The sequence below is a fragment of the Streptomyces sp. NPDC048295 genome (assembly GCF_040652135.1).
Lineage (GTDB): Bacteria > Actinomycetota > Actinomycetes > Streptomycetales > Streptomycetaceae > Streptomyces.
The window spans coordinates 78,887-104,821 of record NZ_JBEZLL010000017.1; the positions used below are offsets into that span (position 1 = coordinate 78,887).

32 protein-coding genes are annotated in these 25,935 nt (G+C 71.6%); 22 read left to right on the top strand and 10 right to left on the bottom strand.

Features of this window, described 5'->3' with window-relative positions:
* Positions 1-107 precede the first annotated feature (107 nt).
* From AB0D53_RS24475 to AB0D53_RS24490, 4 genes are all read left to right on the top strand, one after another.
* The gene (locus tag AB0D53_RS24475) at positions 108-215 is read left to right on the top strand and encodes a putative leader peptide (protein ID WP_350983699.1); all 108 of its coding nucleotides are present in this window, start codon (positions 108-110) and stop codon (positions 213-215) included.
* Between the two features lie 165 nt (positions 216-380).
* Positions 381-1,226, top strand: coding sequence for a sulfurtransferase (locus tag AB0D53_RS24480; RefSeq protein ID WP_362450014.1), 846 nt, complete (start codon positions 381-383; stop codon positions 1,224-1,226).
* 50 nt (positions 1,227-1,276) lie between these two features.
* Positions 1,277-1,564: a DUF1416 domain-containing protein gene (locus AB0D53_RS24485; RefSeq protein ID WP_018490348.1), complete on the top strand. Its 288-nt coding sequence runs from the start codon at positions 1,277-1,279 to the stop codon at positions 1,562-1,564.
* A gap of 199 nt (positions 1,565-1,763) precedes the next feature.
* A complete protein-coding gene (locus AB0D53_RS24490; protein ID WP_362450017.1) occupies positions 1,764-2,021 on the top strand; it encodes a DUF3099 domain-containing protein in 258 nt (85 codons plus the stop codon).
* Positions 2,022-2,031: 10 nt separating this feature from the next.
* Here AB0D53_RS24490 and AB0D53_RS24495 read toward each other — a convergent pair whose 3' ends face one another.
* Entirely contained in the window at positions 2,032-2,394 is a 363-nt protein-coding gene (locus AB0D53_RS24495) for a DsrE family protein (protein ID WP_124717294.1), read from the bottom strand.
* A 106-nt stretch (positions 2,395-2,500) separates the two neighbouring features.
* Here AB0D53_RS24495 and AB0D53_RS24500 point away from each other — a divergent pair, with 106 nt between their 5' ends.
* From AB0D53_RS24500 to AB0D53_RS24525, 6 genes are all read left to right on the top strand, one after another.
* On the top strand, positions 2,501-3,346 hold the full coding sequence (locus AB0D53_RS24500; protein WP_362450019.1) for a hypothetical protein: 846 nt from the start codon (positions 2,501-2,503) through the stop codon (positions 3,344-3,346).
* On the top strand, positions 3,343-4,167 hold the full coding sequence (locus AB0D53_RS24505; RefSeq protein ID WP_362450021.1) for a hypothetical protein: 825 nt from the start codon (positions 3,343-3,345) through the stop codon (positions 4,165-4,167). Before AB0D53_RS24500 ends, AB0D53_RS24505 begins: the two co-directional genes overlap by 4 nt.
* Positions 4,164-5,012: a hypothetical protein gene (locus AB0D53_RS24510; protein WP_362450023.1), complete on the top strand. Its 849-nt coding sequence runs from the start codon at positions 4,164-4,166 to the stop codon at positions 5,010-5,012. Before AB0D53_RS24505 ends, AB0D53_RS24510 begins: the two co-directional genes overlap by 4 nt.
* Positions 5,013-5,297: 285 nt before the next feature.
* Positions 5,298-5,870 (top strand): FABP family protein, encoded by a 573-nt coding sequence (locus tag AB0D53_RS24515; RefSeq protein WP_362450025.1) that lies wholly within the window; start codon positions 5,298-5,300, stop codon positions 5,868-5,870.
* Positions 5,871-5,908: 38 nt separating this feature from the next.
* Positions 5,909-6,388 carry a transcriptional repressor gene (locus AB0D53_RS24520; RefSeq protein ID WP_362450028.1) on the top strand — a complete coding sequence of 160 codons (480 nt, stop codon included), beginning with the start codon at positions 5,909-5,911 and terminating at the stop codon, positions 6,386-6,388.
* A 59-nt stretch (positions 6,389-6,447) separates the two neighbouring features.
* On the top strand, positions 6,448-7,413 hold the full coding sequence (locus AB0D53_RS24525; protein ID WP_362450030.1) for a folate-binding protein: 966 nt from the start codon (positions 6,448-6,450) through the stop codon (positions 7,411-7,413).
* A 23-nt stretch (positions 7,414-7,436) separates the two neighbouring features.
* Here AB0D53_RS24525 and dtd read toward each other — a convergent pair whose 3' ends face one another.
* Positions 7,437-7,886: a D-aminoacyl-tRNA deacylase gene (dtd, locus tag AB0D53_RS24530; RefSeq protein ID WP_329814367.1), complete on the bottom strand. Its 450-nt coding sequence runs from the start codon at positions 7,884-7,886 to the stop codon at positions 7,437-7,439.
* A 117-nt stretch (positions 7,887-8,003) separates the two neighbouring features.
* Between dtd and AB0D53_RS24535 the strand changes: the two genes are divergently transcribed.
* From AB0D53_RS24535 to AB0D53_RS24550, 4 genes are all read left to right on the top strand, one after another.
* A complete protein-coding gene (locus tag AB0D53_RS24535) occupies positions 8,004-8,618 on the top strand; it encodes an ABC transporter substrate-binding protein (protein ID WP_362450033.1) in 615 nt (204 codons plus the stop codon).
* 47 nt (positions 8,619-8,665) lie between these two features.
* A complete protein-coding gene (locus AB0D53_RS24540) occupies positions 8,666-9,649 on the top strand; it encodes an asparaginase (protein ID WP_362450035.1) in 984 nt (327 codons plus the stop codon).
* Between the two features lie 75 nt (positions 9,650-9,724).
* Complete coding sequence (locus AB0D53_RS24545; RefSeq protein ID WP_362450037.1) at positions 9,725-10,996, top strand: GNAT family N-acetyltransferase; 1,272 nt, start codon at positions 9,725-9,727, stop codon at positions 10,994-10,996.
* Positions 10,997-11,183: 187 nt separating this feature from the next.
* Positions 11,184-11,819: a TetR family transcriptional regulator gene (locus AB0D53_RS24550; protein WP_329814363.1), complete on the top strand. Its 636-nt coding sequence runs from the start codon at positions 11,184-11,186 to the stop codon at positions 11,817-11,819.
* A gap of 27 nt (positions 11,820-11,846) precedes the next feature.
* On the opposite strand, the gene AB0D53_RS24555 is transcribed toward AB0D53_RS24550, so the two are convergent.
* The 3 genes from AB0D53_RS24555 to AB0D53_RS24565 form a co-directional block, all read right to left on the bottom strand.
* Positions 11,847-12,308 (bottom strand): DUF2199 domain-containing protein, encoded by a 462-nt coding sequence (locus AB0D53_RS24555; RefSeq protein ID WP_362450248.1) that lies wholly within the window; start codon positions 12,306-12,308, stop codon positions 11,847-11,849.
* Positions 12,309-12,450: 142 nt separating this feature from the next.
* A complete protein-coding gene (gene galE, locus AB0D53_RS24560) occupies positions 12,451-13,449 on the bottom strand; it encodes a UDP-glucose 4-epimerase GalE (RefSeq protein ID WP_362450039.1) in 999 nt (332 codons plus the stop codon).
* 143 nt (positions 13,450-13,592) lie between these two features.
* On the bottom strand, positions 13,593-14,480 hold the full coding sequence (locus tag AB0D53_RS24565) for an NAD(P)-binding domain-containing protein (protein WP_362450042.1): 888 nt from the start codon (positions 14,478-14,480) through the stop codon (positions 13,593-13,595).
* Positions 14,481-14,529: 49 nt separating this feature from the next.
* Here AB0D53_RS24565 and AB0D53_RS24570 point away from each other — a divergent pair, with 49 nt between their 5' ends.
* Together AB0D53_RS24570 and AB0D53_RS24575 are read left to right on the top strand one after the other, a co-directional pair.
* Complete coding sequence (locus tag AB0D53_RS24570; protein ID WP_362450045.1) at positions 14,530-14,880, top strand: helix-turn-helix domain-containing protein; 351 nt, start codon at positions 14,530-14,532, stop codon at positions 14,878-14,880.
* A 262-nt stretch (positions 14,881-15,142) separates the two neighbouring features.
* A complete protein-coding gene (locus tag AB0D53_RS24575; RefSeq protein WP_362450048.1) occupies positions 15,143-15,514 on the top strand; it encodes a VOC family protein in 372 nt (123 codons plus the stop codon).
* 91 nt (positions 15,515-15,605) lie between these two features.
* On the opposite strand, the gene AB0D53_RS24580 is transcribed toward AB0D53_RS24575, so the two are convergent.
* Positions 15,606-16,685 (bottom strand): protein phosphatase 2C domain-containing protein, encoded by a 1,080-nt coding sequence (locus tag AB0D53_RS24580; protein ID WP_362450051.1) that lies wholly within the window; start codon positions 16,683-16,685, stop codon positions 15,606-15,608.
* A 143-nt stretch (positions 16,686-16,828) separates the two neighbouring features.
* Positions 16,829-17,350 (bottom strand): ATP-binding protein, encoded by a 522-nt coding sequence (locus AB0D53_RS24585; protein ID WP_362450054.1) that lies wholly within the window; start codon positions 17,348-17,350, stop codon positions 16,829-16,831.
* 114 nt (positions 17,351-17,464) lie between these two features.
* On the opposite strand from AB0D53_RS24585, the gene AB0D53_RS24590 reads away from it, so the two are divergent.
* The 4 genes from AB0D53_RS24590 to AB0D53_RS24605 all read left to right on the top strand — a co-directional run bounded on the left by AB0D53_RS24590 (position 17,465) and on the right by AB0D53_RS24605 (position 19,912).
* Positions 17,465-18,052, top strand: coding sequence for a histidine phosphatase family protein (locus AB0D53_RS24590; RefSeq protein WP_362450057.1), 588 nt, complete (start codon positions 17,465-17,467; stop codon positions 18,050-18,052).
* Positions 18,053-18,208: 156 nt separating this feature from the next.
* Positions 18,209-18,742 carry a helix-turn-helix transcriptional regulator gene (locus AB0D53_RS24595; protein WP_362450060.1) on the top strand — a complete coding sequence of 178 codons (534 nt, stop codon included), beginning with the start codon at positions 18,209-18,211 and terminating at the stop codon, positions 18,740-18,742.
* Positions 18,743-18,769: 27 nt separating this feature from the next.
* Positions 18,770-19,426 (top strand): hypothetical protein, encoded by a 657-nt coding sequence (locus AB0D53_RS24600; protein ID WP_362450062.1) that lies wholly within the window; start codon positions 18,770-18,772, stop codon positions 19,424-19,426.
* Between the two features lie 147 nt (positions 19,427-19,573).
* A complete protein-coding gene (locus AB0D53_RS24605) occupies positions 19,574-19,912 on the top strand; it encodes a DUF2516 family protein (RefSeq protein ID WP_329818383.1) in 339 nt (112 codons plus the stop codon).
* On the opposite strand, the gene AB0D53_RS24610 is transcribed toward AB0D53_RS24605, so the two are convergent.
* The 3 genes from AB0D53_RS24610 to AB0D53_RS24620 form a co-directional block, all read right to left on the bottom strand.
* Positions 19,894-21,267, bottom strand: coding sequence for a fused response regulator/phosphatase (locus tag AB0D53_RS24610; protein ID WP_362450065.1), 1,374 nt, complete (start codon positions 21,265-21,267; stop codon positions 19,894-19,896). The genes AB0D53_RS24605 and AB0D53_RS24610 overlap by 19 nt on opposite strands.
* Positions 21,268-21,626: 359 nt before the next feature.
* Complete coding sequence (locus AB0D53_RS24615; RefSeq protein ID WP_362450067.1) at positions 21,627-22,703, bottom strand: NlpC/P60 family protein; 1,077 nt, start codon at positions 22,701-22,703, stop codon at positions 21,627-21,629.
* A 273-nt stretch (positions 22,704-22,976) separates the two neighbouring features.
* Positions 22,977-23,753 (bottom strand): class I SAM-dependent methyltransferase, encoded by a 777-nt coding sequence (locus AB0D53_RS24620; protein ID WP_362450069.1) that lies wholly within the window; start codon positions 23,751-23,753, stop codon positions 22,977-22,979.
* A gap of 182 nt (positions 23,754-23,935) precedes the next feature.
* Between AB0D53_RS24620 and mshA the strand changes: the two genes are divergently transcribed.
* The gene (mshA, locus tag AB0D53_RS24625; protein ID WP_362450071.1) at positions 23,936-25,288 is read left to right on the top strand and encodes a D-inositol-3-phosphate glycosyltransferase; all 1,353 of its coding nucleotides are present in this window, start codon (positions 23,936-23,938) and stop codon (positions 25,286-25,288) included.
* 40 nt (positions 25,289-25,328) lie between these two features.
* The gene (locus tag AB0D53_RS24630) at positions 25,329-25,871 is read left to right on the top strand and encodes a YbjN domain-containing protein (RefSeq protein WP_362450073.1); all 543 of its coding nucleotides are present in this window, start codon (positions 25,329-25,331) and stop codon (positions 25,869-25,871) included.
* Positions 25,872-25,935 lie beyond the last annotated feature (64 nt).

Below are 25,935 nucleotides of genomic sequence, written 5' to 3' on the forward strand. Positions count from 1 at the left end.
CGCGGGAGATGCCCGGACCCCATTCACGTCTCGCATGGCGGGCGATCGTGTCTCAGGATTCGACACGACGGTGACATCTCCGACCGTACCTCCCTACGATCGGTCCCATGCAGTGCTCTATTGGCGGTCTCCCACAGCGGGGACGGGCGGATCTCACGAAGCGGCGGGCAGTGGACCTGTGCCGCGTCGCCGCCATGCTCTGTCGCACTGTCTGAGCGGGAGCCCGCGCCCTCGGCGCCCCGCGTTCCCCCGGCCCTTCGACCGACGTCAGGGCCCATCCCGATCGCCGTTGCACGTGTGCCGCACGCCGCGCCGCCGTGCACCCGCATCACGCACCGTCTCGCATCATCTCGCCGCAGACTGCCCCGGAGGAGAACAGAATGAGCCGCAGTGACGTCCTGGTAGACGCCGACTGGGTCGAGGCCCGCATCGACGACCCGAAGGTCGCTCTCGTCGAGGTCGACGAGGACACCTCGGCGTACGAGAAGAACCACATCAAGAACGCGATCCGGATCGACTGGACCAAGGACCTCCAGGACCCGGTCCGCCGTGACTTCATCGACCAGGCCGGGTTCGAGAAGCTGCTGTCCGAGAAGGGCATCGGCAACGACACCACGGTCGTCCTGTACGGCGGCAACAACAACTGGTTCGCGTCCTACGCGTTCTGGTACTTCAAGCTCTACGGCCACCAGGACGTCCGCCTGCTCGACGGCGGCCGCAAGAAGTGGGAGCTCGACTCCCGCGACCTGGTCGACGGCGACCAGATCCCGTCCCGCCCGGCCACCGAGTACAAGGCCCAGCCGCAGGACGAGTCGATCCGCGCCTACCGCGACGACGTCGTGAAGGCGATCGGCAGCCTGAACCTGGTCGACGTGCGTTCGCCCGACGAGTTCAGCGGCAAGCTGCTCGCCCCGGCGCACCTCCCGCAGGAGCAGTCCCAGCGCCCCGGCCACGTGCCGAGCGCCCGCAACATCCCGTGGTCGAAGAACGCCAACGACGACGGCACCTTCAAGTCGGACGAGGAGCTCAAGGCCCTGTACGAGGCCGAGCAGGTCGACCTGGCGAAGGACACCATCGCGTACTGCCGCATCGGCGAGCGCTCCGCGCTCACCTGGTTCGTGCTGCACGAGCTGCTCGGCCAGGAGAACGTCAAGAACTACGACGGTTCGTGGACCGAGTACGGCTCCCTCGTGGGTGTGCCGATCGAGCTCGGCGCCAACCAGTAACTCCGCACGACCCGGATCAGCACGACCCCGACCCAGAAGGACGAGACACCATGTGTGGAGCAAAGGCCGGCGGCCCCGACGCTTCGACCATCAAGCCCGGTGAGACCACCATCCAGGGCAGCGTGACCCGCGACGGCGAGCCCGTCACCGGCTACGTGCGCCTGCTGGACTCGACCGGCGAGTTCACCGCCGAGGTCCCGACCTCGGCGACCGGACAGTTCCGCTTCTACGCGGCCGAGGGCACGTGGACGCTGCGCGCCCTCGTCCCGGGCGGCAGCGCCGACCGCACGGTCGTGGCGCAGACCGGTGGCCTCTCCGAGGTCGCGATCGCCGTCTAGTACGAGCAGGTCCCGCTGGTACGAGCAGGTTCCGCTGGTACGAGCAGGTCCCGCCGCGGTCCGCATGCCGCGACACAGATCGGCCGAAGGGCCGTGCCCCAGGGGGTTGGACGCCTTCCTGAACGGGGTACGGCCCTTCGCGCCGTCCGGGCGGGTGCGCGCCGTTCGCACGGGCGGCCCCGGGACCTACCCTGGAGGCATGTACACGCGACGCCGTCGCGGCTATTTCCTGATGATGGGGGCCTGCATCGTCCTCTTCGTATCGGCCTGGTCGTTCGTCAGGCTGTGGTCGATGCCGGCCGCGATAGCGATGTGCCTCGTCGCGATGGTCATCCCGCCCGTCGCGGCCATGGTCGCCAACCGGCGGGGGCCGGAGGACCGCTGGTGGGACGATCCGTCCGGCGACCCGAAGTCCGACGAGTGGTGGGACGAACTCGACGGCAAGAAGCGGCGGTGACGCTCCCGCGTCAGTAGACGAGGGCCTGGACGCCGTCGGCCATGATCTCGCTGACGAAGACCTGGGCACCGGCGATCCGCACGCCCTCCAGGACGTCCTGTTCGGTGATGTCACGTCGGGCCGCGCACTGCGTGCACAGGGTGATCCGCCCGCCCGCCTGGATCGACTCGATCAGATCCGGCAGCGGCGCGGCATGCGGCAGTTCGAACTCGGCGGCACGCCCCGGCAGCGCGAACCACGAGGACTCCCCGGTCAGCCAGAGCGAGACCTCCACGCCACTGGCGACGGCGACCGCGGCCACCGTGAACGCCTGCGAGCAGCGCTCGGCGGAGTCGGCACCTGCGGTCACCTTGATCACGAGCTTCTTCGGCATATGCCGAACTGTAATCGTCGAGCGGGCAACCTCGGCTCCCCCGTGACAGTCAGGTGTGTGCGCGGATAACGGAATCAGCGCTTCTGGTCTCGTGGGGGGACCCCAATTGGAACCGAAAGACACCATTTCTGACGGGCCGGCGCCTGTCGCCGAGCCCGAGGCCGCACCGGTCGCCGAGCCCGAGCCCCTGGCCGCACCGGTCACCGAGCCCGTCGCGAAGCGTCCGCGCGGGCGTACGGCGCTGATCGTCCTCGCCGCCGCGGTGCTCGGCATCGCGGGCGGCACCGCCGTGGGCTACGACGTGCAGGCCAAGCGCGCCCCGACCCCGCTGCCCGCCCTGTCGCAGCCCGGTCTGGCGTACCCGGCGAAGGCGCTGCCCCCGGGCAAGGCCCCCGACCCGCTGCCCGCGTCCCGGGACCGCCGGGTCAGGACGGACGGAGATTTGCGCAAGCTGCTCGCGGACAGGCCCGCGGGCTGGAGCGACGACGACTCGGTGCTGGACCTCGGCGACGGCTATGTGGCCCCGGACGTCTACGCCCGCTGCTGCTACAAGGAGGAGGGCTCCATGTACGAGTACTTCCTGGAGTACGACATACGCCGGATCGCGGGCGCGGCCTGGAAGCGCGGGCAGTACCGCACCGCTGAGATCTACCTCGTGCAGTTCGGCTCGGGAACCGTCCAGGGGGCCCAGGACTTCGCCGAGGGCCAGCTCGCGTACATGTCCGGATCCGAGATCGGCGCGGGCAACAGCGGCGACGCGATCAAGGGCAGCGGCAACGGCCGCTACTACCTCTACGAGGCGGAGCGGAAGCCGGGCTACCTGCCGTCCTACCACGCGAGGGCCACCGTGTACCGAGGCGACATCGCGGCCGACATCCACCTCTACGACACCGCACCGATCAGCAAGAAGGACATCCGGACGTTGGCCGAGAGACAGCTGGAGCGCCTGTGAACGACGAGACCACACAGGTGACCGCACCCGACGAGAACGCCGACGCCCGCGCGACCGCCGCCCCCGGGACCGCTGCGTCCGGCCGGGCGCGCCGGGTGATCGTCCTGGCGCTTCCCGTCGTGCTGGTGGCCGCCGCGGTCGCGGGCGCGGCCGCGTACACCAAGAGCTCGGTGGACGGCGCCGACCGCAGTGCCGGGACCCGCCTCTGGGAGGAGCCCGCGCACAAGCCCGGCAAGGACCCGGCCGGTGACGTGGCCCGGGGCCGGGCCTCCACCAAGCTCAGCAAGCTGCTGCTGCCGGTCCCGGCCGGCTACCGGCTCGGCCCCGACAACGGGGAGCTGGGCAACGACGGCGAGCAGAGCGGCAAGAAGGCGACCGCCGCCATGAAGCAGAACGCCCGCGGTCTCGCGGGCAAGGAGCGCCGGGCCTACGAGAAGCGGATCGACAAGCTCCGTATCGAGGGCATCGCCACCCGTTCCTATACCGGGGACGCCAACACCCTGGCGATCAGCACCGAGATCATGCGGATGAAGGACAAGAGGGCCGTCCGGAACCTCTACACGTTCAGGACCGGCCTCTTCGAGGCCATCGGCATCTTCCGCACGGAGCCGAAGATCAAGGGGCACACGAGGAACGCCAGGTGCTACGTCCTGCGCAAGGGCAGCAAGGACGACATCGAGTCGATGAACTGCCTGGCGTACGACGGCGAGCTGAGCATCAGCCTCTCGGCGTCCGGCACCAGGCCGTTCGACCGGAAGGCCGTCGCCGAACTCCTGAAGGACCAGCTCGACCACATCGCGTCCCCGGGGGAGTACGTATGACCGAGCAGACGACGGAAACGCCCGCCGCGACCGTGCCCGCCGAGGACGTCGCACCCGCCGGGGACACAGCCGTACCACCGGCGCCGAAGCCGCCGCGGCGGGTGCTGCGGGCCGTCGCACGGTGGACCGTCGCCGCCCTGGTCCTCGGGGGGCTCGGCGCCGGTACGGCCTTCGGCATCACCTCGATGGAGCGCACCGACGTGCCCGGTCTGGCCACCGGGAGCGACGGCCGCTGGGACTACCCCGAACTCACCCTGCCCGCACTCCCGGCCGGCTCGCCCCGCCCGTACAGCGACGGCAATGTCGCCGAGATCCACCACGCCGACCTGCGGCGTCTGCTGCTGCCCGCCCCGGCCGGAGCGACCGTGGACAAGAAGCTCGACGGCGGCTGGGTGAGCGCGGAGCGGTACCTCTCCGAGTACGAGAAGAGTGAGCGCGCCGACCTCGGGCGGCTGCTCGACGACTCGGCACCGCGCCACATCGCCGCCCGCGGCTGGACCATGCCGGACGGCACATCGACCCGGATCTACCTCGTCCGGTTCAACTCGACGGCCTTCGCCCAGGGCTTCATGGACTCGATCGCCGTCAGCGGATCCGAGGTGCCGCTCGTCGGGGCGCCCGAGTCCGTTCTCGACGAGGGCTGGAGCGGCGGCGGCAAGGTGCCGGGCACTTCGTCCTACGTGTTCGACGAGGCGAAGCCGTTCGGCGAGGCGCAGGTCCGCCAGGGCTATGTGGTCGCCGGTGACACGCTCGCCCTCGTCGTCCAGTCCCGCAAGGGCAAGGAGGGCACCCGGAGCGTCCCCTTCCACCAGACGGTGATCCTGCAGAACCAGCTGCTGGGCTGACCCGCCCCCCCCCGCCGGTCCCCGGGCAAACCCCGGACCGGCGGGCCGGGCCCCAACCCATTAGGCTGGGGCCCGGCCCCGTACTGCTGCCATAACGCTCGTTGCAAGGAGTTCCCGTGCTTGAGGCATTCTTCTCCGCCCTGCTGGTCCTGGTCTGCGTCGGCGTGCTCGCCTTCGCCGCCGTGACCGTGAAGAAGCTGTACCAGGGTCAGCGCTGACCGTCCTCCTTCCCGGTCCCCGCCTCCGTCCGCTCCCGCCCCACCTCACAGATCGCCTGAGCCGCTCATGATCGAGATCCCGTCCGACCTCCACCCGGACCTCGTCCCGCTGGCCTTCCTTCTCGGCAACTGGGCGGGCGCGGGTGTCTCCGACTTCCCCGGCGCCGAGCAGTGCAACTTCGGCCAGGAAGTCTCCTTCGGTCACGACGGCCGGGACTTCCTGGAGTACGTCTCGCACACCTGGGTGCTCGACTCCGAGGGCAAGAAGGTCAGGCCGCTGGAGTCGGAGTCCGGCTACTGGCGCATCGACAAGGACCGCAAGGTCGAGGTCGTCATGTCCCGCGACCAGGGCGTCATCGAGATCTGGTACGGCGAGCTGGCCGACAAGAAGCCGCAGATCGACCTGGTCACCGACGCGGTGGCCCGGACCGCGGCCTCCGGCCCGTACAGCGGTGGCAAGCGGCTGTACGGCTATGTGAAGAGCGACCTGATGTGGGTCGGCGAGAAGGCCACCCCCGAGGTGGAGCTGCGTCCGTACATGTCGGCGCACCTGAAGAAGGTCGTCACCCCGGAAGAGGTCGAGGAGATGGCGAAGAGCCTCGGCGACCTGCCGGACGACGGCATCGCCTTCTTCAAGTAGTCGGCGGGCGGGTGCTCACCCGGTCCTACACTGGGCGTGTGGTGAGCACCGACTGGAAGACCGATCTCCGACAGCGCGGCTACCGGCTGACGCCGCAGCGGCAGCTTGTCCTGGAAGCCGTCGACACGCTGGAACACGCGACACCTGACGACATCCTCTGCGAGGTCCGCAGGACCGCGTCCGGCGTGAACATCTCCACCGTCTACCGGACCCTCGAACTCCTGGAGGAGCTGGGGCTGGTCAGCCACGCCCACCTGGGGCACGGGGCGCCCACGTACCACCTGGCCGACCGTCACCACCACATCCATCTGGTCTGCCGCGACTGCACGGACGTCATCGAGGCCGATGTCGACGTCGTCGCCGAGTTCACCGCGAAGCTGAAGAACAGCTTCGGGTTCGAGACGGACATGAAGCACTTCGCGATCTTCGGCCGCTGTGCCGGGTGCACGGCGAAGGCGGAGGCGGAGCCCGAGGCGGCCGGCCGGACGTCCGCCGGGGCCGCAGGCCCCAAGACCTAGGCCTTTCGGCCCGGGGCCTCTCCGGCTGCCCCGTTCGTACCGCGTCGTACGCTGGTCGCATGAAGAGCCCCTTGCTGTCCCTGCCCGGCGCCGTCCCCGCCGAAGGCCGCGACGAAGGCGTCGCCGCGCACTACGGCGACCTGTTCCGCGAGCAGCGCGCCCTCGCCGACGGCTCCGGCCTCGTCGACCTCTCGCACCGCGCGGTCGTCACCGTCACCGGCGGCGACCGGCTGGCCTGGCTGCACCTCCTGCTCACCCAGCACGTCAGCGAACTCGTCCCGGGCCAGGCCACCGAGGCCCTGATCCTCAGCGCCAACGGGCACATCGAGCACGCCCTCTACCTCGTCGACGACGGCGAGACCGTGTGGATGCACGCCGAACCGGGCACCCAGGGCGACCTCGTCTCCTACCTGGAGTCCATGAAGTTCTTCTACCGGGTCGAAGTCGCCGACCGCACCGAGGACTTCGCCGTGGTGTACCTGCCGGCCGGCTCCATCGCGGAGGTCCCGGACGGCGTGACGGTAAGGGAGACGGCGTACGGCAGGGACCTCTTCCTGCCCCGCGCCGACCTGGAGGAGTACGCGGCGGCGCACGGCCCGGTGGCCGGCATCCTGGCGTACGAGGCGCTGCGTGTGGAGGCGCACCGCCCGCGCCTCGGCTTCGAGACCGACCACCGCACGATCCCGCACGAGCTGGGCTGGATCGGCATCGCCGTACACCTCCAGAAGGGCTGCTACCGCGGCCAGGAGACGGTGGCGCGGGTGCAGAACCTGGGCAAGCCGCCGCGCCGGCTGGTCTTCCTGCACCTCGACGGCAGCGAGGTCGTGCTGCCCGGACACGGCACACCGGTCCGGCTCGCCGCGGACGGTGCGGAAGGGCGCCAGCTGGGCTTCATCACCACGTCCGCCCGCCACCACGAGCTGGGGCCGATCGCGCTGGCCCTGGTCAAGCGGAACGTCGCGGTGAACGCCGAATTGCTCGCGGGGGACACGGCCGCGTCCCAGGAGACGGTCGTCGAGCCGTAGCGCCGCGGCCGGACCCGGTCGGTTCAGACCTCGACGAGGACGGTGAACGGGCCGTGGTTCGTGAGCGAGACCCGCATGTCCGCTCCGAACCGGCCCGTGCCCACCTGTGCGCCCAGCGCCCGCAGCTGCTTCACCACCTCGTCCACCAGCGGTTCGGCGACCTCGCCGGGCGCCGCGGCGTTCCAGGTGGGCCGGCGGCCCTTCCTGGCGTCCCCGTAGAGAGTGAACTGCGAAATCACCAGAAGTGGTGCATTCACATCGGAGCAGGACTTCTCGCCCTCCAGGACACGGAGCGACCAGAGCTTGCGGGCGAGCTGCGCCGCCTTCTCCGGGGTGTCCCCGTGGGTGACTCCCACCAGCACACACAGCCCCTCGCCGACGATTTCGCCGACCACCTCGGGCCCGCCGGACCCGTCGGCACTGTCGGTCACCGTGACGCTCGCGCCGTCCACCCTCTGTATCACTGCACGCATACAGACCAACCTATCTTGGGCTGAACGGGTACAGAGCATCCACACAGGCCCCACCGGAGTGGCACCATGCTCGGAAGGCGGTGTGCCGACGCACCGGTCGAGGGGATGGACACAAGCATGAGTACCTATGGAACCGGGCAGTCCCCCGGCGCCGTACCGGTCACGCGTACCGGCGCCAGCACCAGCACCAGCATCATGCGCCCACCCGTGCAGCGGACCGGTCACGGACTGGAGGACGGCCTGTCCGCCGGACCGCAGCCCGAGCTGGGCGCCCTGCGGCTGCCGGAGCTGCGCACGCTGCGCCGCGACTCGCAGCGCGACGAGGCCGACCTCAGCTACGTACGCAGGCTCGTCCAGGGCCGGATCGACATCCTGCGGGCCGAACTGGCCCGGCGGCTCGATCCGGAGGCACCGGTGGTGGACCGGCTCTCGGAGATCCTCGCCGACCCCCCGTCCCAGCACCGCTCCTCCGCCCGGCACGTCACGCTCACCACGCCGCGCAGCGACGAGTACCGCCGGCTGGCCGCGGAGACGCTCGCCGAGGTCGAACTCTCCGACCTCGACGCCCGTACGGACGAGGAGCTGCACACCGCGATGGGGCGCCTGGTCCGCTACGAGCAGCAGGTCTCCCGCCGCCGTCACCAACTGCAACGCACCACTGACGATTGCAGCGCGGAGATCGCCCGCAGGTACCGTGACGGGGAAGCACAAGTAGACGACCTGCTCGCCTGAAGCGATCCTTCCGGGGGCGGGTTCCCGCCCGTCCCCGGAAGGCCACCATGACCTCCAGCGCCGCCCCCGCTGCCCCATCCGCCATATCCCCCGCTCTCCCCGTCCTGGCCGAGGTCGTACGGTCCGGCTTCGTGGAGGGCCATCACCGGGGTTCGCTGGTCGTGCTGGCCGCCGACGGCAGCGTGGAACGGACCCTGGGCGATCCGACGGCGCCGGTCTTCCCGCGCTCGTCCAACAAGCCGATGCAGGCCGCGGCCGTACTGCGGGCCGGGCTGGACCTGTCCGGGGAGCGGCTGGCACTGGCCGCCGCGAGCCACTCCGGCGAGGACTTCCACCTGGAACTCGTCCGCACGATGCTCGCCGAGCACGGACTGACCCCCGGCGACCTCCAGACCCCGCCCGATCTGCCGCTGGACCCGACGGAGGCGGAGACGTATCTCGCCGCGGGCCGGGTGCGGGAGCCGATCACCATGAACTGTTCCGGCAAGCACGCGGCGATGCTCGCGGTGTGCGCGGCGAACGGCTGGGACCGGGAGACCTACCTCGACCCGTCGCACCCGCTCCAGCAACTGGTCCACCAGGTCGTCGAGGAGGCGGCCGGCGAGCCGGTCACGGCGGTCGGCACGGACGGGTGCGGGGCGCCGCTCATGGCGATCAGCCTGGTGGGCCTGGCGCGGGCCTTCCGCTCCTTCGTGCTGGCCGAGCCGGGCACGGCGGAGCGCCGGGTCGGGGACGCGATGCGGGCCCACCCCGAGTACGTGGCCGGCACCCGTCGCCCCGACACCTGGCTGATGCGGGAGGTGCCGGGGACGCTCTCCAAGATGGGCGCCGAGGCGGTGCAGGCGGTGGCGCTGGCGGACGGCCGGGCGCTGGCCTTCAAGATCGACGACGGGGCGACGCGGGCGCTCGGGCCGGTGCTGGCCCGGGCGCTGCGGCTGCTCGGCATCGACGCCCCGGTGGTCTCCCGGATCGGACACGCGCCGCTGCTGGGCGGTGGCGGGGAGGTCGGCGAGATCCGGGCGGCCTTCTGACCCGCTCCGGTCCCGTTCCAGAGGTGGCGGAAAACCGGGCGACATCCCGCGCGCCGTGTGCCTAGCGTGGCCCGCATGGCTCCTGACGTCCGTACGATCACCGCCGCCGAGTTCCCCGACTGGCTGCGCGCCAAGCACACCGGTTTCCTGCACGCACCGACGGAGGCGGAGACGGAACAGGAGGCGGAACGGCGTCTCCCGTACACGGATCTCGCCCGCACACAGGGCGCGTTCGACGGCGGGCGGTGCGTGGCCACCTTCCGTACCTTCGCGCAGGAACTCACGGTCGTCGGCGGCGCGACGGTCCCGGCCGACGCGATCTCCAACGTCACGGTCTCGCCCACGCACCGCCGCCGAGGGCTGCTCAACCGGATGATGGCCGCGGACCTCGCGGCGGCGAAGGAGCGCGGTGACGTGGTCGCCACGCTGATCGCCGCCGAGTACCCGATCTACGGGCGGTACGGCTTCGGCCCGGCGGCCTGGACCACCCAGTGGGAGATCGACGTGCCGAGGGCGGGCCTCGACCCGCGCCGGCCGGGGCCGTCCGAGCGGGACGGCGGCCGGATCGACCTGGTGAGCGGCGCGGACGTACGCAAGCTGGGCCCGGCCCTGCACGACCGGCTGCGCGCCCGGCAGCACGGGGTGATCAACCGGGACGCGCGCTGGTGGGCCGTGAACACCGGAGAGGTCCGGCCCGGCCCGGGGGCGCCGGGTTCCGGGACCTGGACGGAGCCCTTCTACGCGGTCCACAGCGACGCGGCCGGCGAGGTGGACGGCCTGCTCGTCTACCGGGCCGACGGCCACTGGGGCGACGCCAAGCAGCCGCTGAACCGGGCCACGGTGCTCGGGCAGATCGCCGTCACCCCGGCCGCCGAGCGCGCGCTGTGGCACTTCGTCTGCTCGATCGACTGGATCGCCACGGTCCGCTCCGGCTACCGCGCCCCCGACGACCTGCTGCCCCTTCTGCTCCCGGACCCGCGCGCCGCCCGCATCATGACCCAGGCGGACTGGCTCTGGGTGCGCGTCCTGGACGTCGTACGCGCCCTGGAGGCCCGCACCTACGCGGTACCCGGCACGCTCACCCTCGACATCCACGACGACACGGGCCTGACCACCGGCCGCTACCGCCTCGAAGCCACCGCCTCCGGTGCCACCTGCACCCCCACCACGTCCGACGCCGACCTCGCCCTGGACGTAAGGGAGTTGGGCACCCTCTACCTGGGCGACGAGTCCCCCGCCCGGCTGGCGGCGCTGGGGCGCGTCGAGGAGCTCGCACCGGGCGCGGTGGCGCGGGCGGAGACGATGCTGCGGGCGGGGCGGCGGGCGTGGTGCCCGGACATGTTCTGAGACCTTCCGCCGGACCGGGCGCCGCGGAGCCGTGTGCGCATGCCGCGTCAACGCGGCTCGCTCCGGTCACCACCCCACACAGGCGGATTGCTCCCCTCCAGTTGTCGGTTCCCGGCCGGTCGGGGGTGTGTGCGGCCGCTTCCGGGGACCGGGTCCGGCAGGAGTCCGGGGCGTACGCTTCGTGGTCATGGACGGAGAGAAGCCCGGGAACGAGCAGATGAGTCTGCGCGAGCGGAAGAAGCGGCTGACCTATCAGGCGGTCTCCGAAGCCGCGATCGCGATGTTCTTGGAGCGGGGCTTCGACAAGGTCTCGGTGGCGGAGGTGGCGGCCGCGGCCGACATCTCGAAGCCGACGCTGTTCCGGTACTTCCCGGCCAAGGAGGACCTGGTCCTGCACCGGTTCGCCGACCACGAGGACGAGGCGGCCCGCGTGGTCGCCGCCCGTGCGGACACCGAGTCCCCCCTGGACGCCCTGCGCCGCAACTTCCTGGACGGCCTGGAGCGGGGCGACCCGGTCACCGGGCTCTGCGATGTGCCGCAGGTGCTGGCGTACCAGCGGCTGCTGTACGGGACGCCGTCCCTGGTCGCCCGCCTGCACGCCTATCAGAGCCGCTCGGAGGCGGCACTCGCCCGTGCGCTGGGCGGTCGGGTGCGGGACAGGCTGGCCGCGGGCCAGATCATCGCCGTACTGCGCATCCTGGCCCTGGAGAACTGGCGCCGGATCGACGCGGGGGAGAGCGCGGAAAAGGTGTACGCGGACGCGGTCGAGTCGGCCGAACTCGCCTTCGTGCAGCTGCGGACGGGGCTCGGGGAACAGCGGTAGCGGCCGGTCCCTGCGGGGCGCGGGCGCTCAGGCGCGGGCGTCGTCGGCGTGCAGCACCGCTTCGGCGATCTCCCGCACCCGGTCGCGCGTGATGCCGGTGCGCTGCTCCACGGCGAGGGGGTGGTCGGTGGGCTCCAGCTCGATGCGGGGGCGCCGGCCGATCGGGCGGGTGTGGGCGTTGGTCTTGAGGTTGGTCGTACGGGGCGAGTACAGCCCCAGCTCGGTGCTCAGCCAGCCGAAGTACGGCTTCTCGGCCTCACGGCCCGGGGTCTCCCACACATCGAGGGCGCGGGCGAAGTTCTCCCGGCTGAGCGAGACCCAGACACCCCAGGAGAACGGCTCCTCGCTGCCGAGGACGGGTATCTCGATCAGGCCCTTGATGAAGTAGTGCTCGTGCCTGACGATGCACTGGTCGGTGGAGAGCATGCTGTCCGGATCGCTCTCCAGGCTCGCGTCCCAGACGTCGGGCGCCATGGTCGAGTACCCCATCGGGAGTTCCGTGTGGTGTTCGCCGCAGCAGGAGCAGGTGTAGCCGTGGTCGATAGCCATGGGCGGATCCTAAGGGCTGTCCCCCGATCCCCGGCGGGCGTACGCGGCCCCTGATCCCCGGCGGGCGTACGCGACCGCGGGCCTACGCGGGGCCGCCGAGCACGTCCTCGCGTACGGCGGCCCACTCCAGGGAGTGGCGGATGCCCTCCGCCAGCGAGTACCGCGGCCGCCATCCCAGCAGCCGCTCCGCCCGGTCGCTCCGGGTGTACGCCCCCGCGTTGTCGCCCGGCCGGGCTTCGGCGTCGACGGACGGCACGGAGGTGTCGACCACCTCGTTGAAGGCGTCGAGGAGTTCGCGCACGGTGGTGCCCGTGCCGGTGCCCAGGTTGACGGCGGTGGAGCCGGCCTCCGGCAGGACGTCGTCGAAGGCGCCGAGCGCGGCCACGTGCGCGGCGGCCAGGTCCCAGACATGGACGTAGTCCCGGATGCCGGAACCGTCGCGCGTGGGGTAGCCGGTCCCGGTGACCCGGAACGGAACGCCCTCCTCCTGCGCCTGGATCATCTTGCCCAGGGCATGGCTCGGACGCCGTAGCTGGAGCCCGGTGCGCAGCTTCGGGTCCGCGCCGATCGGGTTGAAGTAGCGCAGGGACAGCACCCGGAGCGGCTGGGTGGCGGCGATGTCGGCGAACATCGCCTCGCACACAGCCTTGGTGCGCGCGTACGGGCTCTGCGGGTCGACGGGGGAGTCCTCGTCGACGGTCAGATCCGCGCCGGCGGCGTAGATGGAGGCGGAGGAGCTGAAGATCATGCGGGTGCAGCCGTTGCGCAGCAGATGGCCGGCGAACTCCAGGGACTTGGCCACGTTCGCCCGGTAGTAGCCGACCGGGTCGGCGACCGAGTCGGGGACCACGATCAGCGCCGCGCAGTGGACGACGGCTTCGATGTCCGGGTGCTCGGCGAAGATCCGGTCGATCAGGGGACCGTCCGCGATGTCGCCCTCGTGGAAGGCCCGGCCCTGTGCGAACTCCCGCCTGCCGGTGACCAGGTTGTCGAGGACGACGGGGGTGATCCCGGCGTCCGAGCAGGCGGACGCGACCGTGCTGCCGATGTACCCCGCGCCTCCGGCGATCAGGACCTTCATGCCGTGCCTGCCTCTCTGGGAACCTGCGGCGATCGTAACGGGACGCCCCGGACCTCATCGGCGGTGCCGGTCCGGCCGGGCTCCTCCCCGGCCGGGTACGCACGGTCGGCCCTGCCCGGTGTCCGGGCCGCGACGGAGGTTCCTCAGCGGCGGCTCAGGAGCTCGGTGATCCGGAGGAATCCGTCGGCGCCGTGACCGTGGCCGATGGCGCGGCGGGCCAGGTCCTCGGCCGCGCGCATCACGGTGGCGTCGATGCCGTGGGCCTCGGAGGCGTGGACGATATGGGCCATGGAGGACGCCGCCGAGGTGAGCGGGTTGCCGTCGCCGGGGTACCTTCCGCCGTCCACCTCGGCCGCGGTCTCCTCGAAGATCGGCGGGAGGATGGCGCCGATGCCCCGGGCGAACGGGGCCAGCTGCCGCGCGGTGATCCCCTCCGCCCGTGCGACCGCCAGGGCGTGGGCGTAACCCGCCATCGCGGTCCAGAAGATGTCGAGCAGCGCGATGTCGTACGCGGCGGCCCGGCCGATCTCCTCGCCGAGATGGGTGTGGGTGCCGCCCAGTGCGTCCAGCACCGGCCGGTGCTCGCGGTAGAGCTCCTGCGGGCCGCTGTGGAGCAGTACCGCGGCCGGTGTGCCGATGGTCGTGGTCGGCGTCATGATCGCACCGTCCAGATAGCCGATGCCGTGCTCCGCCGCCCACGCCGCGAGGTCCCGGGCGCGGGCCGGGGTGTCGGCGGTCAGGCTGCTCACCGTACGGCCCCTGAGCGCGCCGGCGACCGCCTCGCGCCGCAGAACGGCGTCCACGGCGTCGTGGTTCACCACGCAGATCACGGTCAGCGGGCTCGCGGCGACCGCTTCCTCGGACGACCGGGCACCGGCGGCACCCCGCTCGACGAGCTCCCGGTCCCGGCCGGGTGTCCGGTTCCAGACCGTGGTCCGCAGGCCGGCGTCGAGGAACGCGCCGGCCAGGGCCCGGCCCATCGGCCCCAGGCCGAGTACGGTGACGGCGGACTGTTCGGCGTAAGAAGACATGGCTCAACTCCCGTATGGATATGGGTAATCGGTAGGAAAAGGGGCGGAAATGGTGCGCAGCCGTGCCCAGGACCCGAATGTGTGCGGGGTGACCGCCGCGATCGCGGTGATCGACGGAAAGTGGAAAACGGCCCTGCTCTGGCTGCTGGAGTCCGGCCCGCACCGCCCCGGCGAACTGCGCCGGCGGCTGCCGGGGCTCAGCGAGAAGGTGCTGACTCAGGCGCTCCGCGAGATGGAGGCCGACGAGCTGGTGCACCGGGAGGTGTACGACGAGCTCCCGCTGAGGACCGAGTACTCCCTGACCGCGTTCGGCCGGGACCTCTCCGAGGCGCTGGCGCCCGTCTCCGACTGGGGCCACCGTCGTCTGGAGAAACTCACCGGGGACCGGCCGCCCTCCTGATCCATCGCCTCGCCCCCCTTGTCCCGCCCGGCCGGATCCGGCAGCCCTCCGGCCGCCCCTCACCAGGTTCGCCCCGTTGCCGGCCGCCGCCAAGTACCCACAAAAAAGTGGCTACTGGAGGTGGTGCGGGCCTGCGCCGGTGCCCCGCACCGGGTGAGCCCGTGCCCGAGGGGACCGCGCCCGAGGGGACCGCGCCCGAGAGGTCCGCGGCCTAGGGTGTTCGTCGCGGAAGTCCGAAGTCCACAGGCCGGCCGGAGGCGCCATGTCCCTGCAGATGAAGTTGGTCGCGATCACGCTCGACTGCCCTGATCCGCCGGCCCTGGCGGCGTTCTACCAGCAGGCCACCGGCTTCGTACCCCACCCGAAGTCGGACGCCGACTTCGCGGGCCTCGACCGTGAGGACGGCCTCTTCATCGGCTTTCAACGGGTCGAGGACTACCGCGCTCCGCGCTGGCCCGACCAGACCGTCCCCCAGCAGCTCCACCTCTGCTTCGATGTCGCGGACCTGGACGAGGCCGAGGCCCGGCTGCTGGAGCTGGGCGCGGGCAAGCCGGATCACCAGCCCCATGAGGCGGGCCGGGCGCGCGTCCTCACCGATCCGGCCGGTCATCCCTTCTGCATCTGCCAGGGCTGACGCGTGGTGCCTGCGGTCGGGTGGGACGGGCCGGTGGCCGATGTCCCACCCCGCCGCAGGCGGTGCGATGTTCCGTGCCGGCAGTCCGTTCCTACTGCCGGAGCTCCACGACGTCGGCGACCACGCAGCTGACGTTGTCCGGGCCGCCGGAGCCGTTGGCGAGGGCGACGAGTTCGCGGACCGCCTGCTCGGGCTCCCCGGTCTCGCGGAGCACCCGGCTGATCTCCTCGGTCCGCACGACGGTCGACAGGCCGTCGGAGCAGAGCAGGTAGCGGTCTCCCCGCCGGGCTTCGTGAAGGCGCATGTCGGGGGTGCCGTCGGCACCGTGGCCCAGGGCCCGTATCAACAGCGACCGCTGGGGGTGGGAGACGGCCTCCTCCGGGGTGATGCGTCCCTCGTCGACCATCGACTGCGCCACGGTGTGATCGTGCGTGATCTGGAACAGCTCCCCGTCACGCAGGAGGTGCGCGCGGGAGTCCCCGATGTGGACGAGGGCCAGTTGCGATCCGGTCCACAGCATCGCGGTGAGCGTGGTGCCGGCCTCTTCGGGCGAGGAGCCGGGTCCGGCGACGCCGTTGACGGCCTGCTTGGCCTGTTCGACGGCGTCTTCGAGGACGTTGAGGAGCTCACCCGACGGAATACCGCCGGTTTCGAGGCGCTTGAGCGCGTCGATGGCGGCCGCACCGGCCGGGGCCCCCGCGCTGCCGAAGCCGTCGGCGACGGCGAGCAGACGCGACCCGGCGTAGGCGGTGTCCTGGTTGCTCTCGCGGACAAGGCCTCGGTCGGAAAGGGCGGCGTAACGGATTCCCAGGGGCTCGGTGGCAGGAGACATGGCGGGGTCCTTCCGGGAAAGATGGTCGATGAGGAAGGAAGCGAGGTCCCGCCGCGCGGCGGTGTCGGCCTCGGCCTGGGCCCAGAACGCGCGGATCTCCTGTGCCGCCGCGGCCGGCTCCAGCGTGCAGACCTGCTGGATACGGACCAGGGGCATGCCCAGGCGCCGGAGCCAGGCGACCAGCCGGGCCCGCTCCAGCAGTTCCGGTGCGTAGAGGCGGTAGCCGCTCACCGGGTCGACGCGTGTGGGGGTCAGCAGGCCGAGTTCGTCGTAGAGACGCAGTGCCTTCGGCGACAGCCGGGACGTCTTCGCGAACGCCCCGATGGTCAGCAGCCCCATGCCCGTTCCTCCTCGTGCCGGGCACGTCGCCCGGCCCCACCGATGCTGCGGCTTCCCCCAAGGTGAAGGTCAACCAAGGGTTTCGGCTGCCCCTTCCGCCCGCTTCCGCCCACTTCCGCCCGCTTCTGCGAGGCGGGCGGACCTCAACTCCCGACTGCCTCCGCGATCCGCAGGGCGACCCGGTCGGGTGTGAGGTGCGTGGTGTCGACGACCTCGGCCTCGTCGTGCAGCCAGGTGCGGGCCGCCTCGGCATAGGGCTCAAGGTATTCGAGGCGGAATGCGGAGGGGCCCATGACGGTGTCCCCCTCGATGCGCCCGCGGAGGGTGTCCTGGTCGGCGTGGAGGACGAAGTGCCGTACCGGAATGTCATGCCGGGCGAGACCCGCGCTGATCTCGCGCCAGTACTCCTCGACCAGGACGGTCATGGGCATCACCAGCGTGCCGCCGGTGTAGTCGAGTACGTGGCGGGCGGTCTCGACGACGAGTGGCCGCCACGGCGGCCAGTGCTGGAAGTTGCCCGTCCAGGGCAGCCCCGGCGTGATGTCCATGAGTGTCACGCCGACTTTCTCGGCGTCGAACACCCGTGAATCCGGGATCAGTTGCTGTACGAGCGCAGCGGTCGTCGTCTTGCCCGCGCCGTGGGTGCCGTTGAGCCATACGATCATGGGCGCCAACGCTAGCGCTGTGCGGCCGTGCCCGTGGCTGCGGGCACGGGCACGGGTACGGCAGAAATCCGGTGCGGCCCCGCCTCTCTCCCGGGGGCGGTTAGCGTGTCCACCATGGGTGAGCTGATGTTGATCAGGCACGGCCAGACCGAGTGGAGCCTGTCGGGCCGGCACGCCGGCCGCACCGACGTTCCGCTGACCGACGCGGGTGAGGCCGCGGCGGAAGCACTCGCCCCGAGGCTGGCCCGACGCCCGCCGGTCGCCGTGTTCAGCAGTCCCCTGAGCCGCGCCATGCGGACGGCCGAGCTGGCGGGCCTGACCGGCGTGAGGCCCGACCCCGACCTGATGGAGTGGGACTACGGCGGGTACGAGGGCCTGACCGCGGCACAGATCCGTGAGACGCGCCCGGGATGGGACCTGTGGCGGGACGGCGTCATCCCCGGCGACGCCGACCATCCCGGTGAGCGGCTTGAGCAGGTGGCCGCGCGGATCGACGCGGTACTGGGCCGGATCCGGCCGCTGCTGGGCGACGGCGATGTCGCCGTGGTCGCTCACGGCCATCTGGCGCGCGTGCTCACCGTGCGCTGGCTGGGCCTGGACGCGTCGGCCGCCAGACTGCTCGGCCACCCGCATCCGGGGGCTCTCGGTTTCCTGGCAGCCGAGGACGGGCAGCCGTTCATCTCCGCCTGGAACGTCCCGTAGCGGCGGTCCGTAGCGGCGGCCCGCCGCGTCACGCGTGTCGTCACAGGGACGGACGGCGCCTCTCGCCGCGCGTCGTACGGGGCCGGGCGAGTGGTGTGGCGCACTTTTGCAAGCGCCTGCTTGCAAAAGTTAGCAAGGGTGGCGCACCATCGGGGTATGGCATCACTCAACGTCGGCAATCTCGGTGAGTACCTGCGCGAGCAGCGGCGCAACGCGCAGCTGTCGCTGCGGCAGCTCGCCGACGCCGCCGGGGTGTCCAATCCCTACCTCAGCCAGATCGAGCGCGGGCTGCGCAAGCCGAGCGCCGAGGTGTTGCAGCAGGTCGCCAAGGCGCTGCGGATCTCCGCCGAGACCCTTTACGTACGGGCCGGGATTCTGGACGAGAGGGAGCGGGAGGAGCTGGAGACGCGGGCGGTCATTCTGGCCGACCCGTCCATGAACGAGCGGCAGAAGAGTGTCCTGCTGCAGATCTACGACTCCTTCCGCAGGGAGAACGGGTTCGAGCCCGGACCGGAATCCGGCGTCGCGGCCGGATCGGAGACCGGCGGCGAATCGGGGCCGGACGCCGGTGCCGACACGGCTTCGAAGCTTTCGAAGGCTTCGAAGCCGTCAGCTCCTTCCACTCCTTCCACCCCTCCAAAGCCTTCGAAGGCTCCGAAGCCTTCAACACCAGAAGAACCCTCACACTGAGTCCGATGATCCGGGAGGACCACACTCATGGCCATCACCGATGACCTGCGCAAGACCCTCACCGACCCGACCCCCCTCTACTTCGCCGCCGGTACGGCCGATCTCGCCGTCGAGCAGGCGCGCAAGGTCCCGGCGCTGATCGAGCAGCTTCGTGCCGAGGCGCCGGAGCGCATCGAGGCCGTGCGCAACGCCGACCCCAAGGCCGTGCAGGAGAAGGTGGCCTCGCAGGCCAAGGAGGCGCAGGCCACCGTCCAGGCCAAGGTCACCGAGGTGATCGGATCCTTCGACAGCGACCTGCGGAAACTGGGCGAGAACGCGCAGGACCTGGCGCTGCGGAGTCTGGGAGTGGCCGCGGAGTACGCGGTGCGGGCCCGGGAGACGTACGAGAAGGTCGCCGAGCGCGGCGAGCAGACCGTGAAGAACTGGCGCGGCGATGCCGCCGAGGAGATCGTCGAGATCGCCGTCGTCGTCGAGCCGCGCAAGGAGTCCAGGCCGGCGGGCACCACCAGGACCGCGCCGGCCGGCAGGCCCGGCCAGCCGAAGGCCGCGCCCGCGTCGAAGCCCGCTCCGAAGCCCGCGCCGAAGGCCGCCAAGCCGGAGAGCAAGGCCCCGGCCGCGCCCGTCAGGAAGGCGCCCGTGCGCAAGCCCGCCGCGAAGAAGACCACTCCGCCCGGCGCGAAGTAGTACCCCGGCGCCACGGCACCCCGGGCGGTGCCGTGGCGCCGCCGTGTGTAGCGGGGCGTGGGCCGGGCACCTTCAGGGGTGTCCGGCTCGTTGTCCCGGTACCTTGGCCGCGAGGCGCTCATCCACTTATTAGGCGGTGCACACACCATGTTGCTCACAGGATTCAGCACACTCGTCTGGCTGCTCTACATGGTCATGCTGGTGCTGGCCGTGGTCGCACTGGTCATGGCCGCGATGGCCCGTGAGGACGCCTACCGGGCCGCGGACAAACAGAAGAAGTCCTTCTGGCTGCTCATCCTCGGTATCACCGTCGCCGTGAATCTCTTCGTACCGATGCTGTTCCTGCAGCTCGCGGGCGCGGTCGCCTCCATCGTCTTCCTGGTGGACGTGCGGCCCGCACTCCAGGCGGTCTCGGGCGGTGGCGGCGGCCGGCGCGGCGGCTCCAGCAGCGACGGGCCGTACGGGCCCTACAACGGCGGGCGCTGAGCGTTCGCGGCGCTCACGGGTGCCGTGGGCGGTGCCGATCCGGGGCGGGGGCGAGGGATGCTCCGGCCCCGGTCGCCGTTCGGGATCCGGTGGCGTACGCGTTCCTCGTCGCGGTCGAGCAGCAGGACCGCGACGTCGTCGGTGAGCTCGCCGCCGTTCAGCTCCCGCACCTGGGTGACCGCGGCCTCCAGGAGGTCCTCGCCGGTGAGCCCCTGGGTCAGCTGCCGGTTGATCATCGCGACCATGCCGTCCTGGCCCAGCCGCCGGGTGCCGGACTCACCCACGCGACCCTCGATCAGCCCGTCCGTGTACATCATCAGGCTCCAGGAGCCGCCGAGCTCCACCTGCCGGCGCGGCCACCGGGCGCGGGGCAGCAGGCCCAGGGCCGGTCCGCCGTCCTCGTACGGGAGCAGGTGCGCGGTCTGTCCGGGCCGGGCGATCAGCGGGGCGGGGTGGCCCGCAAGGCAGAGCCCGGCGCGCCGGCCGTCGGGGGCGATGTCGACGGTGCAGAGCGTCGCGAAGATCTCCTCGCTCTCCCGCTCGTGCTCCAGGACCTGCTGGAGGGTGGAGAGCAGTTCGTCGCCGCAGAGCCCCGCCAGGGTCAACGCCCGCCACGCGATGCGCAGTTCCACGCCGAGAGCCGCCTCGTCGGGGCCGTGCCCGCAGACGTCGCCGATCATCACGTGGACGGTGCCGTCGGGTGTGCGGACCGTGTCGTAGAAGTCCCCGCCGAGTAGCGCGCGGCTGCGGCCGGGGCGGTAGCGGGCCGCGAAGCGCAGGTCGGAGCCTTCGAGCAGCGGGGTGGGGAGCAGGCCGCGTTCGAGGCGGGCGTTCTCCTGGGCGCGCAGGGTGGACTCGGTGAGCCGGCGCTGGGCGACGTCGGCGCGCTTGCGCTCGACGGCGTACCGGATGGCACGGCTGAGCAGCCGTCCGTCGAGTTCGTCGCGGCAGAGGTAGTCCTGGGCGCCGACCCGTACCGCCGCGGCGGCCAGCTCGGTGTCGTCCTGTGCCGTGAGCGCGAGGACGGCGTGGCGCGGGGCGATCCGCAGTACGTGTTCGAGGGTGGCGAGCCCGTCGGCCTCCGCCGCGTTCCCGGCGCCGGAGGCACGGGTCTCGCTGCCGGTGGGCAGGGCGAGGTCCAGCAGGACGCAGTCGACGTCGTCCGTGAGGAGCCGGCCCGCCTCGGTCAGGTTGCGGGCGGTGCGGATGCGCACCCTCGTGCCGGCCTCGGCCGGGAGCTCGGGGACGGTGAAGCTGCCCGCCGGGTCGTCCTCGATCACCAGCAGGGTGAGGACGGCGCCGTGGGAGGCCTCCGCAGCGGCTTCGGTACCTTGCTGCGGTTCGGGTACGGGCATCGGTTCGGGTTTCCTTCCCTCCCCCCGAGGGCGCGGCGGGACGACGATCGACGACCTGCCAGACGGGGACGATAGCGGTCCGTGGCGGGGGAACGGAATGGCGTTCCGCGATCGGCCTCCGGCATATGCACAGCCATAAGCCGCGTCAGGTCACGGATCCGGCGAGATGTGCCGGGGCGGGGGCGGGTATGCGGGCATGACAAAGGTCACGTGGGGTGGTGGGCGGCGGGTGGCGCGGGTCACGCCCGTGTCGGTGCGGGGTGCCGCGGGCGTCCGGCGAGGTGTCCCGGGGCGTTCCGCCCCCGATCGCCGGACGGGCTCGATCCGGCCCGGGCCGGGGCCGCTCGTCCGGCCCGGGGCTACTTGTCCGGGCGGACGACGCCGAGGATCTGCATCGAACCCGCGCCCGCCAGCGTGACATTGCGGCCGGGGCGCGGGGCGTGCACGATCGCGCCGTCGCCGACGTACATGCCCACGTGACTGGCGTCACTGTGGTAGATGATCAGGTCGCCGGGGCGCATGTCCTTGATGGCGATGTGCGGCAGCAGTCGCCACTGCTCCTGCGAGGTGCGGGGGATCGGCCGCCCCGCCGCCAGCCAGGCCTGTGACGTGAGCCCCGAGCAGTCGTACGACTTGGGGCCCTCGGCGCCCCAGACGTACGGCTTGCCTATCTGCGCGGTCGCGAAGGCCACCGCCTCCTTGCCGCTCGCGCTCGCCTCGCGGTTGATGTCCTTCAGGGCGCCGGAGCTGAGCCAGGCCGTCTGCTGCTTGTACTCGGCCTCCTGCTCCAGCTTGAGCAGGCGGGCCCGCTCCTCCTTCTTGAGCTGCGACTCCAGCTTCTTCGCCGCGTCGATCTGCGCGTTGATCTTCTTCTTGGCCTTGGCCTGCCGGACCCGGTTGGCTTCGAGCTTCTTCCAGTTGGTGCTCGCGTCCTCGGTGTACGTCTCCAGGTCCTGCTGGGTCCTGGTCAGTTCGCCGAGCACACCCTGGGCGGCCTGCTGGCCCTCCCTGACCCGGTTCACCCCGTCCAGGAACAGCTGCGGGTCGTCGCTGAGCATGAACTGGGCGCCGGGCGGCAGCCCGCCGCTGCGGTACTGCTCGCGGGCCTGGGCGCCGGCCTGGCTCTTGAGTTCGGCGATCTTCGACTGCCCCACGACGATGGCGCGGGCCAGCTTCACGATCTCGACCGACTGCTTCTCGGCCTTCTCCTCGGCGAGGTTGTACGCGTCGGTGGCCGCCCCGGCCTTGCGGTACAGGGCGTCGATCTCCTTGCGCACCTCTTCGAGGCTCTTCTTCGGGGCCTTGGACCCGGAGGCGGAACGCACGTCGGAGGGGGATGGCGGCGCGGGCTCGGCGAAGGCCTGGACCGGCGTGATGAGTACGGTCAGCGCGCAGACCAGAGTGATCGCGGCTGAGGCACAGTGACGTCGGTTCACGAGATTCCCCTCCGAATGAATCTGATTTACCGTCAGTAACTTTTCGCCGATGTCGAGATCGTGCCATGCCGTACCGAAAAGCAACAGAGGCGCACGCCCGCTGTCCTGACGGTCGCACGGATCACGTCCCCCGACTCGCCCGCTCCCCTGGATCCCCCTGCTGCCCCTTGCCGCTCCCCCTGCTCCCCTCTGTCTTGACGAACGATCCCGCGTTCCCGTTCCCGTCCGCCGCCCCGGACACCGCCCGGCCGCTCCCGTCCGGCGCGGGTCGGGCTACGGGTTGGGCCGCAGGGCGTCCCAGTTCACCGTGACTTCGCCCTGGCGCCACCGCCGTACCCCGTCGGACAGCGGCCAGTCGCCCGACAGCGACCGCACCGCCGCGATCCAGCGCTGCCGGGCTCCCAGCGAGGCGTACGGGGCCGCCGCGGCCCACGCCCGGTCGAAGTCGCGCAGGAACGCGTGGACCGGCTCGCCCGGCACATTGCGGTGGATCAGCGCCTTGGGCAGGCGCTCCGCGAGGTCGGAGGGGCGGTCGAGGGAGGCGAGCCGGGTTGCGAACGTGACCGTGCGCGGACCCTCCGGGCCGAGCGCCACCCACACGTGCCGGCGCCCGATCTCGTCGCAGGTGCCCTCCACCAGCAGCCCGCCCGGCGCGAGGCGGGCGCACAGCCGCTGCCAGACCGCGGTGACCTCGCCCTCGTCGTACTGGCGCAGCACATTCGCGGCCCGGATGAGGTCGGGGCGCCCGGGGAGCGGGATCTCGAAGCCGCCGTGCACAAAGGTCAGGCCCTCGCGCTCGTACGGCTTCGCCGCCGCGACCCGGTCCGGGTCGATCTCGACGCCGACCACGGACGTGCGCGGCTCGGCGGTGCGCAGCCGGCGCAGCAGCTCGACGGCGGTCCAGGGCGCGGCGCCGTACCCGAGATCGACGGCGACGGGGCGGTCGGCGCGGCGCAGGGCCGGGCCGTGGGTGGCGGCGATCCAGCGGTCCATGCGGCGGAGCCGGTTCGGGTTGGTGGTCCCGCGGGTCGCGGTGCCGATGGGGCGCATGACAGCGAGCGTAACGATCTCCCGGCAGGGGGCGGCGCCCGCCCGGGGGCCGTCGGGGTGCGGTGCGCGCACCGTAATGATTTGGTAAAGCGGAAATGAAAGGAGAGATTCCGCTGTTGCAGCCGTTCGCAGGGGCTCGGGTCCCTTCGGTGTCATGCCCTGGATGAGGAGGACCGGACGACGTGAGTCAGTACGTCTCCCGGCGCGGCAGCAGCCGTGTCGCACCGCGCCTCAGGTTCCCCGCCGCGTTCCCCGGCGGCCATCGCAAGCCCCGCCGCATCGCGATGCTCTCCGTGCACACCTCGCCGCTGCACCAGCCGGGCACGGGCGACGCGGGCGGCATGAACGTCTACATCGTGGAGCTGGCCAGGCGCCTCGCCGCGATCAACATCGAGGTCGAGATCTTCACCCGGTCCACCACCGGTGGGCTCCCCCCGGTGGTGGAGCTGGCGCCCGGCGTCCTGGTCCGGCACGTCGACGCGGGGCCGTACGAGGGCCTGGCCAAGGAGGAGCTGCCCGCCCAGCTCTGCGCCTTCACGCACGGCGTGATGCAGGCGTGGGCCGGCCAGCGCCCCGGCTACTACGACCTCGTCCACTCCCACTACTGGCTCTCCGGCCATGTCGGCTGGCTCGCCGCCCAGCGCTGGGGCGTCCCGCTCGTCCACGCCATGCACACCATGGCCAAGGTCAAGAACGCGGCGCTCGCGACGGGCGACACCCCCGAGCCGGCGGCCCGCGTCATCGGCGAGACCCAGATCGTCGACGCGGCGAACCGGCTGATCGCCAACACCGCCGAGGAGGCGGACGAACTCGTCCGCTTCTACGACGCGGATCCCGGCTCCGTCGCCGTCGTCCATCCCGGGGTCAACCTGGACCGCTTCAGCCCCGCCGACGGGCGGGCCGCGGCACGGGCGCGCCTCGGGCTGCCGAAGGACGCCCTGATTCCGCTCTTCGCGGGCCGCATCCAGCCGCTGAAGGCCCCCGACGTGCTGCTGCGGGCGGTCGCCGCCCTGCTGGACCGCGACCCCACGCTGCGCTCCCGGATCGTCGTGCCGGTCGTCGGCGGCCCGAGCGGCAGCGGGCTGGCCAAGCCGGAGGGACTGCAGAAGCTGGCGGCACGGCTGGGCATCGCCGATGTCGTACGGTTCCAGCCGCCGGTCGGGCAGGAACAGCTCGCCGACTGGTTCCGGGCCGCTTCCGTGCTGGTCATGCCCTCGCACAGCGAGTCGTTCGGCCTGGTCGCCATAGAGGCGCAGGCGGCGGGCACCCCCGTCGTCGCGGCGGCCGTGGGCGGTCTCCCGGTGGCGGTGCGGGACGGGGTCAGCGGCTTCCTGATACCCGGGCACGACCCGCAGGCGTACGCGCGGGCGCTGGCCCGGTTCGCCGATTCGCCGGAACTGGTCGCCCGGATGGGAGCGGCGGCCGCCGCGCACGCCCAGGGCTTCGGCTGGGACACCGCCGCCTCCGCGACCGCCGACGTGTACACGGCCGCGATGCACGAACACCGCCGTCGGGTGCGCTCGCTGCATGCCTGACGGACGGACGCTCGTTGCATCCCTGACGTACGCTCGCACCATGGCTGACGTACCCGACGGAGCGGCACCGACCGAAGCGGCGACGACGCGGATCGCGCAGGTCATCGAGGCGACCCTGAAGGACGCCGAGCTCGAATGGGAGAGCCCCGCGCCGGGTGACTACGTGGTCAAGCTCCCCGGCACGCGCAAGCTGTCCACCACCTGCTCGCTGCGCGTCGGCAGGCACTCGCTCTCCCTCAACGCCTTCGTCGTGCGCCACCCGGACGAGAACGACGCCGCGGTCCACCGCTGGCTGCTGGAGCGCAACCTCCGCCTCTTCGGAGTGAGTTACGCGATCGACGGGCTCGGCGACATCTATCTGGTCGGCAAGCTGCCGCTCTCCGTGGTCACCCCGCAGGAGCTGGACCGGCTGCTCGGCACGGTCCTCGAAGCGGCCGACGGCTCCTTCAACACCCTCCTGGAGCTGGGCTTCGCGAGCTCGATCCGCAAGGAGTACGAGTGGCGGGTGGCGCGCGGTGAATCCACCCGGAACCTCGACGCGTTCACACATCTGACCCAGCGTCCGGCCGAGCGCAGCGGCTGACCGACCCCGCACGGACATTCCCCGGTGCACGCCCCTTTCGTCACGCCGGGGCACCGTGGCATGC